11 protein-coding genes and 1 pseudogene are annotated in these 17,004 nt (G+C 69.3%); 2 read left to right on the top strand and 10 right to left on the bottom strand.

Going from position 1 to position 17,004, the window contains the following annotated elements; translation table 11 throughout:
- Positions 1-15: 15 nt before the first annotated feature.
- Genes AC1DTW_RS25465 through AC1DTW_RS25450 form a run of 4 tightly spaced genes read right to left on the bottom strand, consistent with a single transcriptional unit; the run spans position 16 to position 4,972 of the window.
- On the bottom strand, positions 16-1,902 hold the full coding sequence (locus tag AC1DTW_RS25465) for a bifunctional sugar phosphate isomerase/epimerase/4-hydroxyphenylpyruvate dioxygenase family protein (protein WP_477984328.1): 1,887 nt from the start codon (positions 1,900-1,902) through the stop codon (positions 16-18).
- A 10-nt stretch (positions 1,903-1,912) separates the two neighbouring features.
- The gene (locus tag AC1DTW_RS25460; protein ID WP_477984326.1) at positions 1,913-2,758 is read right to left on the bottom strand and encodes a 3-oxoadipate:acetyl-CoA acetyltransferase; all 846 of its coding nucleotides are present in this window, start codon (positions 2,756-2,758) and stop codon (positions 1,913-1,915) included.
- Positions 2,759-2,776: 18 nt separating this feature from the next.
- Entirely contained in the window at positions 2,777-3,610 is an 834-nt protein-coding gene (locus AC1DTW_RS25455) for a shikimate dehydrogenase family protein (protein WP_477984324.1), read from the bottom strand.
- A gap of 24 nt (positions 3,611-3,634) precedes the next feature.
- Positions 3,635-4,972 (bottom strand): MFS transporter, encoded by a 1,338-nt coding sequence (locus AC1DTW_RS25450; protein ID WP_477984322.1) that lies wholly within the window; start codon positions 4,970-4,972, stop codon positions 3,635-3,637.
- A 133-nt stretch (positions 4,973-5,105) separates the two neighbouring features.
- On the opposite strand from AC1DTW_RS25450, the gene AC1DTW_RS25445 reads away from it, so the two are divergent.
- The gene (locus AC1DTW_RS25445) at positions 5,106-5,780 is read left to right on the top strand and encodes a TetR/AcrR family transcriptional regulator (protein WP_477984320.1); all 675 of its coding nucleotides are present in this window, start codon (positions 5,106-5,108) and stop codon (positions 5,778-5,780) included.
- 18 nt (positions 5,781-5,798) lie between these two features.
- Here AC1DTW_RS25445 and AC1DTW_RS25440 read toward each other — a convergent pair whose 3' ends face one another.
- Positions 5,799-6,782 carry an AraC family transcriptional regulator gene (locus AC1DTW_RS25440; RefSeq protein ID WP_477984318.1) on the bottom strand — a complete coding sequence of 328 codons (984 nt, stop codon included), beginning with the start codon at positions 6,780-6,782 and terminating at the stop codon, positions 5,799-5,801.
- 70 nt (positions 6,783-6,852) lie between these two features.
- Between AC1DTW_RS25440 and AC1DTW_RS25435 the strand changes: the two genes are divergently transcribed.
- Positions 6,853-7,692 carry an oxidoreductase gene (locus AC1DTW_RS25435; RefSeq protein WP_477984316.1) on the top strand — a complete coding sequence of 280 codons (840 nt, stop codon included), beginning with the start codon at positions 6,853-6,855 and terminating at the stop codon, positions 7,690-7,692.
- Positions 7,693-7,719: 27 nt separating this feature from the next.
- Here the strand turns inward: AC1DTW_RS25435 and AC1DTW_RS25430 are convergent, their stop codons facing one another.
- The 5 genes and pseudogenes from AC1DTW_RS25430 to AC1DTW_RS25410 all read right to left on the bottom strand — a co-directional run.
- Positions 7,720-9,159, bottom strand: a complete 1,440-nt coding sequence (locus AC1DTW_RS25430) for an efflux transporter outer membrane subunit (RefSeq protein ID WP_477984314.1) — start codon at positions 9,157-9,159, stop codon at positions 7,720-7,722.
- Positions 9,156-12,341: an efflux RND transporter permease subunit gene (locus tag AC1DTW_RS25425; protein WP_477984312.1), complete on the bottom strand. Its 3,186-nt coding sequence runs from the start codon at positions 12,339-12,341 to the stop codon at positions 9,156-9,158. The genes AC1DTW_RS25430 and AC1DTW_RS25425 overlap by 4 nt, the downstream gene beginning before the upstream one ends.
- Before the next feature lie 10 nt (positions 12,342-12,351).
- Positions 12,352-13,527: an efflux RND transporter periplasmic adaptor subunit gene (locus tag AC1DTW_RS25420; RefSeq protein ID WP_477984310.1), complete on the bottom strand. Its 1,176-nt coding sequence runs from the start codon at positions 13,525-13,527 to the stop codon at positions 12,352-12,354.
- 272 nt (positions 13,528-13,799) lie between these two features.
- Positions 13,800-16,556 carry a winged helix-turn-helix domain-containing protein gene (locus AC1DTW_RS25415; RefSeq protein WP_477984308.1) on the bottom strand — a complete coding sequence of 919 codons (2,757 nt, stop codon included), beginning with the start codon at positions 16,554-16,556 and terminating at the stop codon, positions 13,800-13,802.
- Between the two features lie 130 nt (positions 16,557-16,686).
- Positions 16,687-17,004, bottom strand: a pseudogene (locus AC1DTW_RS25410) (hypothetical protein); the annotation flags it as partial.

Below are 17,004 nucleotides of genomic sequence, written 5' to 3'. Positions count from 1 at the left end.
GGCCCTAGCGGATCGTCAGCTCTGCGCCTGCGATGCCAGTCGCGCCGGCGCGTTCAACACGCCGTACCCGTCGTACCGGTCGCGCTGAACGATCTCGATGAAGAATCTGTCGTCGAAGTTCTCGCTGTAGGCGTGGAAGTAGCGACCCCCACCCTCGGAGGCGTCGTAGAGAATGTCGAGGGCTTGCATGCGCCGCACCAGCGATTCGTCGAGGTCGAGGCGAGCGACGAGGTCGTCGTAGTAGTTCTGCGAGATCGGCACGAAGCGTGCGCCGCCAGCGCGCAGCTGGGTCATCGTCTCGAAGATGTCGGCGCATCGCAGTGCGATGTGGTGCACCGCGCCGCCGGAACGACCGGCCGCGCTGACCTGGCGCGCAGTGCGCGTGTTGTCTCCGATCGAGACATTCAGGACGAGGCGCACGCTCCGGTCGGCGTTCGAGACGCCGCGGCTGCGGATCAGCCCGAACGGGTCCGAGAGCTCCTGGCTCTCGCCCGGCGTGAGGCCGAGCACCGCACGGCCGAAGAGCGTCCAGGTGTCCAGTTGATCGACGGCCAGGCCCAGCGCGATGTGATCGATGGCCGTCAAATCGCAGCCCTGCAGGCTGTCGCCCGCGGCTTGCCGCTCGTCGAGGAAGTCGGCCTCGATGTCCTGTCCCACCGGAACGAACTGGACCACCATCCCGCCGGGGGAGACGATCGCCGGCAATTCCAGTTCCTGTGCGCCGCGCGGGCTGTCGCAGCGTGCCGACAGCAACGCACTGCCGCGATTGGCGGCCATCAGCGGGTCGGGCGTCGAAATCCCCACGGTGCAAACGCTGGTCCCCTGCTGTTCGAAACGAGCCTGCGCCGCCGAACCCGGCTCGGCATTCAGGACCATGCGAATGTCGCCCTGGCGATAGAGGGTCACGTCCTTCGAACGGTGGCGGCCGTAGCGCGTGAATCCGAACTGCTCCAGCATCGCGCCGAGCGACTGACCGCTGCGCGCATCGACACCGAATTCGAGAAAGGCGAAGCCGCCCAGCGCAGGCGCTTTCGGCGGTTCGGCCAGCTCGATGCGGCCGAGCACCGTCGTGTCATGCGCCAGTTCCAGGCGCTCGCGCACCTGGCTCTCCAGGAACAGCAACGAACGCATCGCATCGAGTGCGGTGCGCCGGTTCGGCGCGGAGCGGAACACATCGTTGAAGATCTCGAGCGACAGCGTGCCGGCGTAGCCGGCCTGGAGAACCAGTTCGAAGAAGTTGTCGAGATCGAACTGACCCTGGCCGGGGAAGTTGCGGTGATGCCGCGCCCACTGCAGGACATCCATCGCCATCAGCGGTGCATCTGCCATCTGGACGAAAAATATCCTGTCGCCCGGAATCTCCCGGATGCCCGCCGGGTCGTCCTGCAACGAGAGCGTGTGAAAGCTGTCGAGGATCAGTCCCAGGTTCGGGTGATCGGCACGTTTGACGAGATCCCAGGCCTGGCCGTAGCGATTGACCCATCGCCCCCAGGCGAGCGCCTCGTAGCCGATCCGAACGCCGCGCCTCGCGGCCCGCGAGGCCAGTTCATGCAACTGGGCGACAGCACGCTCGCGGTCGTTCGACGAATGGGCGGATGTGTTCGAGCAGACCAGCATCAGCGGCGCGCCGAGGGTCTGCATCAGATCGAACTTCGCTTCGGCCCGGTCGAGACTGCGACGGAAGAGGTCGTCGGGCATGCCTTCGAAATCGCGAAACGGCTGGTAGAGATCGACGCCGAGACCGAGATCGTCGAGGACCGAGCGCAGTTCCTGCGCGCTGCCGCGGTGGTTGATGAAATCGGCCTCGAACAGTTCGACGGCATCGAAGCCGGCGGCGGCCACCGCCGCGAGCTTGTCCCGCAGCGTGCCGCTCAACGAGACGGTGGCGATGGCCTTGCGCATGGTTCGTCGCTCAGACGTCGGCGTTCACGTGGGCGGGCAGCCTCAACAGGCTGCGTGCTTCCTCGACGGTCGCGGGGCGCCGGCCGTATTCGCGGCAGAGCTCGGCCACCTGCGCGACGAGCGCGGCGTTCGAGGGCGCGAGCGTGTCGCGGTCGAGCCGAACGTTGTCTTCGAGGCCGGTGCGGCAGTGGCCCCCGAGCTCGAGCGACCACCTCGCCAGCGTGAGCTGCTCCTTGCCGATGCCGGCCCCCGTCCAGGTGGCATCGGGCGCGAGGCGGTTCAGCGTCCTGACATAGAACTCGAACACCTCGCGATCGACCGGCATCGCGTTCTTGATGCCCATCACGAACTGGATGTGCAGCGGTCCGACGATCTTGCCGGCACGCTGCATCGCGACGGCCTGGAAGATCATCGACAGGTCGAAGGCCTCGACCTCCGGCTTGATGTCGTGCGCCTTCATCTCGGCGGCGAGCCACTCGATCAGATCGGGCGAATTCTCGTAGACCCGCGTCGGAAAGTTCACCGAGCCGGTCGCCAGCGAACCCATGTCGGGCTTGAGCGACAACATGCCGCCACGTTCGCGCCCGGCGCCGGAGCGACCGCCGGTCGAGACCTGCGTGATGATGCCCGGCGCATGCTTTCGGATGCCCTCGAGCACGAGGGCGAATCGCTCGGGCGCGGAGGTCGGCGATTCGTCGTCGTTGCGCACATGCAGGTGAACGAGCGTCGCGCCGGCCTCGAAGGCGGCCTGCGTCGATTCGATCTGTTCGTTCACGCTGATCGGCACGGCGGGGTTGTCGCGCTTGCGCGGCAGCGAGCCGGTGATGGCGACGGAGATGATGCAGGGCTGGGTCATGGCAAGGATCCTTGGTGTTCAGTAGCGGATGGTCGAAACCGCGCGCAGCTCGTCGGGCGTGGCGGTACCGAAGCCGAAGAATTCGAGGTACGCGGGGATCATCTCGAAGAGCATGTCCGTGCCGACCTGCACGCGGCAGCCCTTGGCCTGCGCCGCGCGGAGCAGCGGCGTGTACTCGGCCTTCATGACCACCTCGCCGACGAATGCGGTGGGCGCGATGCGCTCGACGTCGAAGGGCAGCGGGTCGCCTTCGTTCATGCCGAGCGGCGTCGCGTTGACGACGATGGCGTAGCCTGCCGGGTCGTTGGAGCCGGTCGTCGCCACGAGCTTGGGGTAGTGGTCGAGCAGGCGCCCGCGCAGCGCTTCGGCCGACGGCCGATGCGCGTCGAACAGCGCGATCTCGGCGACACCTGCGGCCGCCAGCGACGCGGCGATCGCGCAGCCGACGCCTCCCGAGCCGGCCACCATGGCGCGCGCCCCTTCGATCGCGCAGCCCTTGCGCCGCGCACCACGCACGAAGCCCGCACCGTCGAACTGGTCGCCGAGCAGCGAACCGTCGGGCCGCTTGAGCAGCGCGTTGCAGGCACCGGCGATGCGCGCGGTCATCGTCACTTCGTCGGCCAGGGCCAGCGTCGTGACCTTGTGCGGCATCGTGACGAGCGCTCCGCGCAGGTTGGTGACCCGCGCCAGCGACGCCAGCGCGGCGCTGTAGTCGTCCGGCCTGACGCCCATCGGCACGACGACCGCGTCGATCCCGTGCTTCTCGAACCACGGGTTGTAGATCATCGGCGCCTTGAAAGCCTCGGTGGGATAGCCGAGGTGCGCGATGAGCAAGGTGCTGCCGTTGATCATGCGGTGTCTCCGAGGCTTGCGCGCTCAGGCGAACGCGGGAACGAGCGACTTCTTGCCGAGCCGTTCCATCGGCACGTTGAAGGTCTCGCGCGCCGACCAGGCCGAGAGTGCAGAGACCATCGCCGCCGCGGTGGTGAACGCCGCGACCGGCATCCAGCCGTTGGGGCCCTGCCCCATGACCGCCGCGCTGATGGTGGGCGCGAAACCCCCGAGCGCGAAACCGATCTGCGTACCGATCGCCATGCCCGAGAGCCGCACCCGCGTGTCGAACATCTCGCCGTAGAGCGCCGGCCACACGCCGTTCGCCGCGCTGTAGACCACGCCGGAGAGCAGCAGGCCGAGGAAGAAGATCATCGGGATGTTGGCCGTGCTCAACGCCCACATGTAGGGCCAGATGAGTGCCGCCGAGCCGAGTGCGCCCAGCACGAACACCGGCCGCCTTCCGATCCGGTCGGACAGTATCGCCCACAGCGGGATCGCGCCCAGCGCGATGACATTGGCGAGCACCAGCACCGTGAGCATCGTCGTTCTCGGGATGTGCACCGTGTTGACCGCATACGACAGCGTGAAGACGCTGAAGATCGTGCTGACGACGGACACCAGGGCCGCGAAGATCACGCGCAGCACGTCCACGCCATGCTGGGTGAAGAGTTCGACGACCGGGAGCTTCGGCGTGACATGCTGCGTTTCCTCGGCCTTGAAGGCCGGCGTCTCGGGGAGCGTGCGCCGCACCCAGAAGCCTACCGCGACGACGATGGCGCTGAGGAAGAACGGGATGCGCCAGCCCCACGCGAGCAGGTCGGCCTCCGGCAGCGCCGAGACGGGGATGAAGACCAGCGTCGCGAGAATCAGGCCCGCCTGCGTGCCCGACAACGTGAAGCTCGTGAAGAACGCGCGGCGATGCGCCGGCGCATGCTCCAGCGTCATCGAGTTCGCACCGGCCTGCTCGCCCGAGGCCGAGATGCCCTGCAACAGGCGCAGGACGACGAGGAGGATCGGCGAGGCGATGCCGATCTGATCGTAGGTGGGCAAGGCACCGACCAGGAAGGTCGACACGCCCATCAGCAGCAAGGTGAACGTCAGCACCTTCTTTCGGCCGAACCTGTCGCCGACGTGGCCGAGCACGAACGCCCCGAACGGCCGCGCGATGTAGGCCACGCCGAAGGTCGCGAAGGCCGCGATCGTTGCCAGCTGAGGATCGATCGACGGGAAGAAGATCTTGCCGAACACGAGCGCCGCCGCGGTGCCGTAGATGAAGAAGTCGTAGTACTCGACCGCGCTTCCGATCCAGCTAGCGAGCGCAGCTTTCTTCGGGGCGGCGACGACGGGCGGCTGCCCTGCGCGGAGGGAATCCTGGGTCATGTCTGTCTCCTTGAGCTGGCCATCGAAGCGTGACCGCAGTGATGACTGTACTAACTAGTTCGCTTGTTTATCTCAGTGAAAACCCCTAAATGCCTGATGATTTACCTTTGGATGCGCGTGCTAGTCTTGTTGAATGAACCAGACAGTACAAGAACCCTCGGCCTCGGCGGCGACCGATGAACGCAAGCGGAAACGGGCCTACGACGCGCAAGGGTCGATGTCGGACATCCTCGCGGTGGCGACGGCCGAGTTCGCGGAGAAGGGGCTGAGCGGCGCCCGTGTCGACGAGATCGCGGCCGCGACCCGGACCAGCAAGCGGATGATCTACTACCACTTCGGCAGCAAGGAGGGCCTCTACCTGGCCGTGCTCGAAGAGTCCTACCGACGCATCCGCGAGATCGAGTCGCACCTGAACCTGGAGGACCTCGAACCCGAGGACGCGCTGCGCAAACTGGTGGCCTTCACGTTCGACTACCAGCACGACAACGAGGACTTCATCCGCCTCGTGATGAACGAGAACATGCACCGCGGCGAATACCTGTCGCAAAGCAAGACGATTCGCCAGCTCAACATGGCGGCCATCAGCGCGGTACAGACCGTTTACGAGCGCGGCGTCAAGGCCGGGGTGTTTCGCCGCGGCATCGACCCCGTCGATCTGCACATGTCGATCTCGGCGCTGTGCTTCTTCAACGTGGCCAACCGGCACACCTTCGCGCTGATCTTCGCCAGAACGCTCGCTACGCCGGCCGCGCTGCGCGCCAGGCGCGACAGCATCGTCGAGATGGTCGTGCGGTTCGCGCGCAAATAGGCGCGTGCCGGCGGGCGGTCAGGCGAGGCTCGGGGCGTCCACCGCAACCGTCCGCAGGCGCGCCACGTCGCGTCCGGGCGGCGCGCCGAAGAGGCGGCTGTATTCGCGGCTGAACTGCGAGGGGCTCTCGTAGCCGACGCTGAAGCCCACCGCCGCGATGTCGTCCGGCGCCGCGAGCAACCTGGCGCGCGCCTCCTGCAGACGGATCAGCTTCTGATACTGCAACGGGCTCATCGTCGTGACCGCGCGAAAGTGCCGATGAAACGACGACGCGCTCATCGCCGCCATCTCGGCGAGCGCTTCGATGCGAAACGGCTTGGCATGGTGTACGCGGATCCAGCGGATCGCCCGGCTGACCTGCGACAGCCGGCTGTCGGCCATGCCGATCTGCCGCACCATCGCCCCTTGCTCGCCGTTCAGGAGCCACCAGAGGATCTCGCGTTCGAGCATCGGGGCGAGCACCGCCGCGTCACGCGGGCGATCCAGCAACCGCAGCCTGCGCACCACCGATTCGAGCAATTCGCGCGGCGCGTCGCTGACGCCGAATCCCGCCGCTTCGACGCCGGGCCGCTCGCTCGCGGCCATCTCGAGAAGCAGCGTCGCGATGGACGCCGGCTTCAACGTGAGGCCTGCGGCCAGATAGGGCAGCTCGCGGCTCGCCCGGAACACGTGCCCGGCGATCGGCAGGTCGACGGACACCACCAGGTACTGCCCCGCGCCGTATTCGAAGACCTTGTCGCCGAGCACTGCCCGCTTGGCGCCCTGGGCCACGACCGCGAACGTCGGCTCGAGCACGTGGTGCGCCAGTTCGGTGGGCGAATCCGCCGTCACCGCCTTGATGCCGGATGCGGCCAGGATGCCCGGCGCCGAGCCGGCGTGGCGGGTGATCAGCAGGCGAAGTTCCTCGAGTGGTTCCATGGCCCGACCGTAACCGCCGCGCATCCGCGGCGCAAGGGCTGCACGCACGAACCGCTCCGGGTTGGCAGGATCGTGCAAGAGCACGCCAGCATCGGTCTATCGGCGCGGTGCGCCGCGCGCTCCAATCGAAGCTTGCCTATCCAAGGAGTCCTCGATGCAAAAGACATGGTTCATCACAGGCGCGGGCCGCGGGCTCGGCGCCGAAATCGCCCGGGCCGCGCTGCGTGCCGGCGACCGCGTCGTCGCCGCGGGCCGCAACCGCGCCGCCGTGAGCGACAGCCTCGGGCCCGACGGCAGGCAGCTGCTGTCGGTCGAGCTCGACGTCAACAACGAAGCGCAGGCGCAAGCCGCCGTCGACGCCGCGGTGGCTCGATTCGGCACGATCGACGTGCTCGTCAACAACGCCGGATACGGCCACCTCGGGCTGTTCGAGGAGACCACGGTGCAAGATGCCGAAGCGCAGTTCGGCACCAACCTGTTCGGCGTCTTCAGCGTGACGCGCGTGGTGCTGCCGGTGATGCGCGCGGCGCGCCAGGGGCGCATCTTCAACGTCTCGTCATTGGCAGGCATGCGCGGCGTGGCGTTCGGCTCGCTCTATTGCTCGAGCAAATTCGCGCTCGAAGGATTTTCGGAATCGCTGGCGCAGGAGGTCGCGCCGTTCGGCATCCGGGTCACGATCGTCGAGCCCGGCCCGTTTCGCACCGATTTCCTGAGCGCCGAGTCGATTCGCTTCGCCGCCGATGCGGTCTCGGACTACGACGCGCAGCGCACCGCGCTGCGTGCCTCGTTCGAGCAGCGCCACGGGCAGCAACCCGGCGACCCGGTCAAGCTCGCCGAGGCCGTGGTGCGGCTGGCGAGCGAGCCCGAACCGCCGCTGCGCTTCGTCGCCGGATCGATCGCCTTCGATTCGATCAAGGCCAAGCTCGCCGACATGCAGGCCCAACTCGAACATTGGCGGCCGCTCACGGTCGGCACCGACGGCGACTACGCTTGACGAACCCGGCGCAGCGCTGAGCAGCCCTCAGCGCGCCGACAGCGCCGCGCCGTCGGCCCCCGGCGCGCGCCAGCCGCCGCCGAGCGCGCGGAACAGGTCCACGCTCGCGGAGAGCTGCAGCTGCCGGTTGCGCACCAGGTCGAGTTGCGCGGCGGCCGCGCTGCGCTGCGCGTCGAGCAGATCGAGGTGGCCCGAATAGCCGACGTCGTAGCGCGACTGCGCGAGCTTCAGCGCGTTCGCGGCGGCGCGGTCGGCGCGTGCCAGGTCTTCCTGCGAGCCTTTCGCGGCCTGCAGGTTCGACAGCGCATCGGCGACATCCTTGAACGCGTCTTCGACGACGCCGCGGTACGCGCCCTGCGCCTCGCGGTGCGCCGCAACGGCCTGGTCGGTGCGCGCGGCCAGCTGCCCACCCTCGAACAGCGGCTGCGCGAGGCCGGCGCCGATCGACCAGATGCGCGACGGGCTCTTCAGCAGGTCGCCGAGCTCGGCGCTCTCGAAGCCAAGGCTGCCGGTCAGCGACACGCTCGGCAGCTGCGCGGCGCGCGCCGCGCCGATGCGGGCGCTTGCCGCAGCGAGCTGCTGCTCGGCGCTGCGCACATCGGGCCGGCGTTCGAGCAGCGTCGAGGGCAAGCCGGCCGGCGGCTGTGGCGGCGGCGGCAAGCCGGCGAGCGGCGCCTCGGGCAGCGCCAGGTCGAGCTGGCCGGTCAGCACGCCGAGCTGCATCTGCAGCAGTGCGCGCTGGCGTTGCAGGTCGCGCAGCAGCACGGCCGAGGCCGCGCGCAAGCCCTCGCCCTGTTCGACGTCGAGCTGCGAGCTCGTGCCGCCTTGCAGGCGCAGATTCAGCAGGCGCAGGCCTTCCTCGCGCGTCTGCAGCGTGTTGCGGGTCAGCACCACCTGCTCGTCGAGCGCGCGCAGGCCGAACCAGGCCTGCGCGGTCAGCGCCGCAACGCTCAGGTGGACCGTGTCGCGCGCATACGTCGTCGCGAGCAGCGACGCGCGCGCGGCCTCGCGGGTGCGGCGCAGCTTGCCCCAGAAGTCGAGCTCGAACGAGGCCGACAGGCCGAGCTGATACTGGTTGCCGGTCGCACCGTTCGGCGGCAGGGTCAGCGGGCTGACGTGCGCGCGCCCGGCGCTCGCGCCCAGGTCCACGCGCGGCAGCAGCGCGGCACCGGCCTGGCGCGCGAGCGCATCGGCCTGCTCGACGCGCGCGACGGCCTGCTCGATGTCGCGGTTGCGTTCGAGCGCCTGGGCGACGAGGCGGTCGAGCTCGGGCTGGTGGTACAGCGTCCACCACTGCGCGGGCACGTCGGCCGTGGCGGCGGCCGCGGCACCGGCAACGTCGGCGCCGCCCGGATACTGCGCCGGCAGCGCTTGCGCCGGCCGCTCGTAGTTGGGCCCGACGGCGCAGCCGGCGAGCAGCGCGGCGGCGATCGCGGGCAGCGCGGCAGCGAACGGCGACCGCATCATGTGCTGCCCTTCGTGTCGGCCTGCGGGACTGCCGGCGGCACGGCCGGCTGGTCGGCGTGCGGGAACTGATGCTCGTGGCGCGGCCGCGGCTTGCGCGCGAGCAGCGTGAAGAACAGCGGCACGAAGATCGGCGCGATGAAGGTCGCGACGATCATGCCGCCGAACACGCCGGTGCCCATCGACTGCCGCGCCGCGGCGCCGGCACCGGTGGCGGTGACCAGCGGCACCACGCCGAACACGAAGGCCAGCGAGGTCATCACGATCGGCCGGAAGCGCAGCCGCGCCGCGTCGCGCGCGGCATCGGCGGCGCGCTTGCCGGCCTCCATGCCTTGCATCGCAAACTCGGCGATCAGGATCGCGTTCTTCGCCGCCAGCCCGATCAGCACGATCAGGCCGATCTGGAAGTAGATGTCGTTCTCCATGTTGCGTATCCAAACGAACAGCAGCGCGCCGGTCAGCGCGAACGGCACCGCGAGCACCACCGCGAACGGCACGCCCCAGCGTTCGTAGAGCGCCGACAGGATCAGGTAGACCATCACGATCGCGAAGCCGAACGCGAAGACCGAGGCGTTGCCGGTGCGCTTCTCCTGGTAGGCCTGGCCGGTCCAGGCCATGTCGTAGCCGGGCGGAAGCGAGGCCTTCGCGGTCTCCTCGACGGCGCGGATCGCCTGGCCCGAGCTGTAGCCTTCCTTCGCGTTGCCGAGGATGCGCGCCGCGACGAAGCCGTTGTAGCGCTGCAGCTGCTCGGGCCCGATCACGTTGTCGACGCGGATCAGTGCCTTCAGCGGGATCATCTGGTTGCTCGTCGCCGAGCGCACGTAGATCGCGCCGAGGTCGTCGGGCTTGGCGCGGAACTGCGCGTCGGCCTGCATCGTCACGCGGTAGGTGCGACCCGCCTTGTTGAAGTCGTTGACGTAGAGCGAACCCATCTGCGCCTGCAGCGCGGTGAACACGTCGTCGACGTTGACGCCCAGCGCCATCGCCTTCTCGCGGTCGACCTCGACCTGCAGCTGCGGCACGGTCGGCCGGAAGAAGGTGTTGACCATCCCCATCTCGGGCCGCTGCTGCAGTGCCTGCATGAACGCGCCGGTGACCTGCGCGAGGCGCTGCGGATCGGGGTCGTTGCGCGCCTGCACGAACACCTCGAAGCCGCCGGCCTGGCTCAGGCCCTGGATCGCCGGCGGGTTGAACGCGAACGAGATGCCGTCGTTCAGCGCGAAGCCCTTGCCGCTCATTTCGGCGGTCAGTTGCTCGGAGGTCTGCTGCCGCTTCTCCCACGGCACCATCGGCAGGAACATCGTCGCCGAGTTGGCCTTGCTGCCGCCGCCGATGAAGTCGAAGCCGTTGACGCTGAAGAAGTTCTCGACCGCCTTGTTGCCGTCCATCATGTGACGCAGCTGCTCGGTCGTGCGCGTCGTGCGCTCGAGCGTGGCGCCGTCGGGCAGCACCGCGATCGCGACGATGTAGCCCTGGTCCTCCGGCGGCACGAAGCTGCTCGGCACGCGCCACAGCAGCGCCGCGGCGATCGCGATGATCGAGGCGAACCCGAGCAACGCAAGCACCCGGTTGCGCAGCACGAAGCTCACGCCGCGCACGAAGTGCTCGGTGACCCAGGCGAGCGCACGGTTGAACGGCCGGAACATGCGCGCCTGCCAGTGGTCGCCGTCATGATCGCCGGGCTTGAGCAGCACCGCGCACAGCGCTGGCGTCAGCGTCAGCGCGACGATGCCCGACAGCACGACCGCCACCGTGACCGTGACCGCGAACTGCCGGTAGAGCTGCCCGGCGATGCCGCCGAGGAACGCGACCGGGATGAACACCGCGCACAGCGCCAGCACGATGCCGATCACCGCGCCCTGCACCTCGTGCATGGCCTCGATCGCCGCGGCCATCGGCGTCATCTTCTCGGTGCGTATCAGGCGCTCGACGTTCTCGAGCACGACGATCGCGTCGTCGACGACGATGCCGATCGCCAGCACCATCGCGAACAGCGTCAGCGTGTTGATCGAGAAGCCGAACAGCCACAGCCCTGCGAAGGTGCCGACCAGCGAAACCGGCACCGCGAGCATCGGGATCAGCGTCGCGCGCCAGGTCTGCAGGAACACGAACACGACGATCAGCACGATGATCGCCGCCTCGAGGATCGTGAACATCACCTCCTTGATCGAGGCCGAGACGAAGCGCGTGGTGTCGTACGGGATCGAGTAGTCGAGGTCGGGCGGGAAGCGCTCGGACTTGAGATCGCCCATGCGCGCCTTGACCGCGTCGCCGACCTGCAGCGCGTTCGCGCCCGACGCGAGGAACACCGCGATCGCGATCGCCGGCTGGCCGTTGATGCTGTTGGTCGCGTCGTAGCTCTGCGCGCCGAGCTCGACGCGGGCCACGTCCTTCAACCGCAGCACGCCGTTCGGTCCGTTCGCGCGCAGCACGATGTCGCCGAACTGCTCGGCTTCGAGCAGGCGGCCGCGCGTGGTCACCGTGTACTCGATCTGCTGGCCCTTGGGCGAGGGCTCGGCGCCGATCTTGCCGGCCGCGAACTGCGCGTTCTGCGCGTTCACCGCGGTGCGGATGTCGCCGGTCGTGACGCCCAGCCGCGCCATCTTCTCGGGCTGCAGCCACAGCCGCATCGAGTAGTCGCGCGCACCGAAGATGAAGACGTCGGCAACGCCCTGCACCCGCTTGATGTCGTCGACGACGTTCTGCGTGGCGTAGTTCGAGATGTAGATCTGGTCGTAGGTGCTCTTCGGCGAGTTCAGCGCCATCACGAGCAGGAAGTTGTTGGAGGCCTTGCGGACCGTGACGCCCTGGCGCCGCACCTCGTCGGGCAGGCGCGGCGTCGCGAGCTGCACGCGGTTGTTGACGTCGAAGGTGGCCTTGTCGACGTCGGTGCCGACCTCGAAGGTCACCTGGATCTCGGCCTGCCCGTTCGAGGCCGAGGTCGAGCTGTAGTACAGCAGGTTCTCGACCCCCGACAGCTGCTCCTCGATCGGCGCGGCGACGGTGGAGGCGAGCGTCTGGGCCGAAGCGCCCGGGTAGTTGGCCGTCACGGTGACGACCGGCGGCGCGATCTCCGGGTACTGCGCGATCGGCAGGATCTTCAGCGCGACCGCGCCGGCCAGCAGGATGATGATGGACAGCACCGCGGCGAACACCGGCCGCTCGATGAAAAAGCGCGAGAACACGGCGGCCCCCTCAGCGTGAAGGCGTGGACGCCGATGCCGATGCGCTCGCCGATCCCGGCGCGCCGGCGGATGCCGCGCCCGACGCAGGCGCTGCGGACGCGCCTGCGGCCGGCGCCGAGGCCGCGTGCGGCGCGACCGGCGCGCCGGGCCGCAGCTTCAGCAGGTTGTCGACGATCACGGTGTCGCCCTCGTTCAGGCCCTTGCGCACGGCCCAGCCGTCGCCGACCCAGGCGCCCACTTCGACCGGCGTCGGCAGCGCCTTGCCATCCTTCACGGTCCACACGGCCTTGCCGCGCTCGCCGTTGATGACCGCGGCCTGCGGCACGATGTAGGCGCGCTCCTCGCCGGCGTTGACCTGTGCGCGCACGAACTGGCCCGGCAACACGGCCAGCTCGGGATTCGCGAACTCGGCGCGCAGCTGCACGGTGCCGAGCTGCGGGTCGACCGTCGAGCCCGAGAAGTTGAGCTTGCCGCTCGTACCCAGCGGCTTGCCTTCGGCCGTCAGCAGCTTGACCGCGCCGGCCGTGCCGCTGCGCAGTCGCGCGAGTTCGCTCTCGGAGAACGAGAAGCGCACCCAGATCGGATCGGTCTGCGTCACGCGCGTCATCAAGCCGTCGCTCGGGCTGACCAGACTGCCCTGCGACTTCTCGGAGCGCCCGGTCAGGCCGTTGATCGGCGAGACGACCCGCGTGTACGAGAGGTTCAGCTGCGCCTGCCGCACCTGCGCCTGCGCGGCAGCCACCGAGGCTTCGACAAGGCGCAAGGTCGACGCGGCGTCGTCGGACTCGCGCTGGCTGATCGCGCGTTGTTCGGCCAGCGGCGCGAGCCGCTTGGCCTCGCGCCGCGCCTGCTCGAGCCGCGCCTGCTCCTGGCCGAGCGCGGCTCGCGCCTGCGCGAGCGCAATCTCGAACGGCGCCTGCTCGATCACGAACAGCGGCGCATTGGCCTTCACGCGATCGCCTTCGCGGTAGCGCTGCTGCTCGATCAGACCGGTGACGCGCGCACGGACCTCGACCTCTTTCGAGCCCTCGGCGCGCCCGACCGCCTCGATCAGCACCGGCACGCTCGAGAGCCTCGCCGCGACCACGGCGACCGGCATCGCCGGCGGCGGGCCACCACCGCCCGGCCCGTGGCCTGGCTGGGCATCGGCCGACTTGCCGCAGCCGCCGATGCAGGCCAGCAGCATCGAGAAGCTCCCGATGGCCAGACCACGCCGAGTTGCGAGGGTGAGCCGCGGCGGCGCAAGGCCGGGGCGGGACGAGAGAGTTGTGATTGTTGTCATCGACACCATGGCAAGTAGTGCTCCTGCGCCAGCCTCATGAGCCGCCAGGCCGCTCCGAAGGCGGATTCCGAAGTGCGCAGCACGCAGGATGCCCAAGGAACCGCCGAAGTGCGCGACTTTAGGCCAAACGCGCGCGGCCTGCCAAGCCCGGCCACATTCCGGGGCCGCGCGCAGGATCAAAGCGGCGCAGCCAGCGCCGTTTGCAACAGCAGCTGCGCCTGCGCCTTCGCGATCGTGCCCCCTTCGGCGCGGAGCCGGTCGTGCGCCTGCTGGCCGAGGGTCGACACGACAGATTCGGCGGCGAGCCTGGCCATCTCCGCCTCGTTGGGCTGGCGCGGCTCGTGGTTGGCGGCGTACCAGGCGTCCGTGAACCCGAGGATCGTCGCGCCCGTCTCGGGCCGGCCGCTGCGCGCCACGATCAGCGCGACCTGGTCCAACAGCAGGTATCCCCATTCGTTCTGCCACATCAACGGGAACGCCTGCTGCGCAGCCCGGTGCGCGGCGGGAAGGTCGTGCGCGAGCAGGTAGGCCGCGCACAGGTTGCTCAGCGCCAGACCGAGGTTGGACGGCTGGTCGAGTGCGTCGAGCTGGGCCACCGCGCGCGTTCCCAGCGCGATCGCCTCCCGGGTGTCGCCTGCCATCAATGCGGCGTCGGCCAGCTTGAGCCTGGCCCACGCCGCAGCTCGCTCCGCACCGGCTTCCTCGGCCAGGGCCAGTTCGCGTCGACTCGCGTCCCTGTACCCCGCCGCATCCTTGCGATAGATCGCCGCTCCCGCGACCGCAGCGGCGCCGCGCATGCGCCGGCGTGCCGGCCAGCCCGGGTCTTGAAGGCGTGCGGCTTCGTCGAGCGCGCGCTCGCTCATCGCGTGATCACCGGCCTTGGCGCACTCGAAGGCCAGGAAACCGAGCGCGATGTACAGGTCTTGCGTGCGGCCGAGCCGGCGCCATGCCGCCACCGCTTCGCGCGCTGCCGTCATTCGCGGCACGCTGGAGACGGCAATCAAGCCGTGCGGAGAGACACAGTTCCACAGCCACGCCACCGCATCGTCGCGGGCCAGCGGGATCAGCACACTGGCGACCTCGCCACGGCTGCGCACGGGCGGGTTCACGTTGCGCAGGTGATCCAGACGGAGCAACGCGTTGCCGGCGACTCCCGCCACATCGGCGTCGCGCCGATCGCAGGCGCGTTCGAAGGCCGCCTGCAAGTCGTCGTAGTCCGGTGCGAAGTCGTCCAGCCACGGCGCGTCGGGCATGATCCAGTAGGCGCGCTCGACGGCCCGCGCCAGCGTCGCGATGGCGTGCCCATGCCGCTGCATCGTCATTTCGAATTCGCCGTGTTCGCGCAGTTGCTCTGCGGCATAGAGCCGCGCGGTTTCCAGCAGCCGGTAGCGCGGCGGTTCCTGTCGCTGCACCTGCACCAGCGACTTGTCGACCAGCGCGCCCAAGGCGTCCAGCGTGGCCCATTCGTCGAGGTCGGCGCCAGCGGCCACGCGCTGCGCGGTCTCGAGCCGAAAGTTGCCGACGAACACCGAGAGTCTGCGGAACACCGCCTGCTCTTCGGCATCGAGCATCGAGTGGCTCCAGTCCAGCGTCGCGCGCAACGTCTGCTGGCGCTGCGGCGCATCCCGCGCGGCACCGTGCAGCAGCCGCAGCCTTTCGTCGAGCCTGCGGATCACCGCGTCCACGCCGAGCAGGGGCAGGCGTGGTGCGGCCATCTCGATCGCCAGCGCAATCCCGTCAAGGCGCCGGCAGAGCTCGATCGCTTCACCGAGATTCGCGTCGGAGACACCGAAGTGCCGGTCGACTGCCTGCGTGCGTCTTTCCAGCAATTGCAGCGCGCCGAAGCCGCGCGCCAGGTCGAGCGTGGCGCCGGCAGGCGGCACGGCCAGCCCCTCCAGCCGGTACAGGTGCTCGCCGCGCGTGTTGAGCAGCTCCTGCGAGGTCGCGAGGATGCGAACGCCCGGCGCAGTCGTCAGCAGGTCGTGGCACAGAGTGGCGACCGCCGGGATCATGTGCTCGCAGTTGTCCAGCACCAGCAGGGTTTCACGCTGAGCCAACGCGCGCAACAGCAGGTCATGCGCGTCGCCGTCGCCGAGCTGCAGGTTCGCCGCGTTGGCAATGGCCGGAGCGATCTTGTCGCCCGAAGTCAACGCGGCCAGGTCGACCCACCAGACGCCGTTGGCATAGTCGCTGACGAGCCGATGGGCCACGGCTTGCGCGAGCCGGGTCTTGCCGATGCCACCGGGGCCCAGGACGCTGACGAGTCGGTGTTCGTCGACCAGACGCGTCAACGTTTCCACATCGGCGTCGCGGCCGATCAGGGGTTCGTTGAAGACCGGCAGATTGGTCTGGCGCAGCGTCGATGCCGTCGCAGGCGACGGCGAATGCGCGGGCGCCGCCCCGTCGTCGGATGTGACGTGAAAGACCCGGACCGCCGGCACCACGTTCTTGACGTGCTGTTCGCCGCCGTCGTCGAAGCTTGCCGGCACCCGACCGCGCACCGTGCCGTACACGGCCTGTGAGATGCAGATCCCGCCCGGGTTCGCGAGGGCTTGCAGGCGCGCGGCGATGTTGACGCCGTCGCCATACACGCTGCCGTCCGATTTCTCGATGATGTCGCCCACGTGAACGCCGATGCGAAACTGCACGCGCAGCGCTTCGGGTTGGGTGGCTGCGTTCGCGTCGAGCGCTTGCTGCACCGCCAGGGCCGCGCGCAGCGCGCCGGCCGCGGTGCCGAACACGGCGAGCACCGAGTCGCCGGCCATGTCGATCACGCGGCCGCGGTGGGCTTCGATGCAGCGCGCGAACGCGGCCCGCGCCGCATCCAGCGCCGCCACGGTCCCGAGCTCGTCGAAGGCCATGAGGCGCGAGTACCCGGCCATGTCGGCGGCGAGAATCGCTGCCAGCGTCTCCCGCAGTGTCGAGTCGGTCACGGCGCGCTCCGTCAGTCACGCGAAGTCTAGCGCTGCGCTTGCAGATCCGGACTAACGCACAGGTCGGCTGATGTCGGCCCAGGGATCTTTCGAGCGGGTCAATCGACCCCTTGCCCGATGCCGCCGTGACTCAGCGCTCGGCGCGGCGCCGCTTGGCCTCGAGCAGGCGCACGCACTCGGGCGTGCCGCGATAGCGCGAGCGCTCGCATTCGCGATCGATGCACAGGGCCAGCGCGAAGAAGCCGCGCTCGCCGCAGGCTTCGCGGGCGCTGGTCGGCCCGGCAGCGAGCGCCTCGTCGCGGCGCGACGGCGCCAGCGGCGCAGCGGCGTTCGGCCGGACGCGGCGGCCGACGCTCTCGGGTAGCGACGCGGCGGCGCTTGCCGGGGGCGGGCTCGTGACCTGCACGACGCTCGGAAGCGCAGCGGCGCCGGCCGCACCGGCCGGGCC

This window comes from Rhizobacter sp. P5_A1 (genome assembly GCF_056400745.1).
The sequence above is the reverse complement of the archived record's forward strand: the minus strand, read 5'-3'. Positions and strand labels throughout refer to the sequence as shown.

Coding starts and splice junctions, on each gene's coding strand:
- AC1DTW_RS25435 (WP_477984316.1), top strand. CDS start 6,853: ATGCAAAAGACATGGTTCATCACAGGCGCGGGCCGCGGGCTCGGCGCC.
- AC1DTW_RS25450 (WP_477984322.1), bottom strand. CDS start 4,972: ATGACCCAGGATTCCCTCCGCGCAGGGCAGCCGCCCGTCGTCGCCGCC.
- AC1DTW_RS25465 (WP_477984328.1), bottom strand. CDS start 1,902: ATGCGCAAGGCCATCGCCACCGTCTCGTTGAGCGGCACGCTGCGGGAC.
- AC1DTW_RS25455 (WP_477984324.1), bottom strand. CDS start 3,610: ATGATCAACGGCAGCACCTTGCTCATCGCGCACCTCGGCTATCCCACC.
- AC1DTW_RS25445 (WP_477984320.1), top strand. CDS start 5,106: ATGAACCAGACAGTACAAGAACCCTCGGCCTCGGCGGCGACCGATGAA.
- AC1DTW_RS25420 (WP_477984310.1), bottom strand. CDS start 13,527: ATGCTGCTGGCCTGCATCGGCGGCTGCGGCAAGTCGGCCGATGCCCAG.
- AC1DTW_RS25460 (WP_477984326.1), bottom strand. CDS start 2,758: ATGACCCAGCCCTGCATCATCTCCGTCGCCATCACCGGCTCGCTGCCG.
- AC1DTW_RS25430 (WP_477984314.1), bottom strand. CDS start 9,159: ATGATGCGGTCGCCGTTCGCTGCCGCGCTGCCCGCGATCGCCGCCGCG.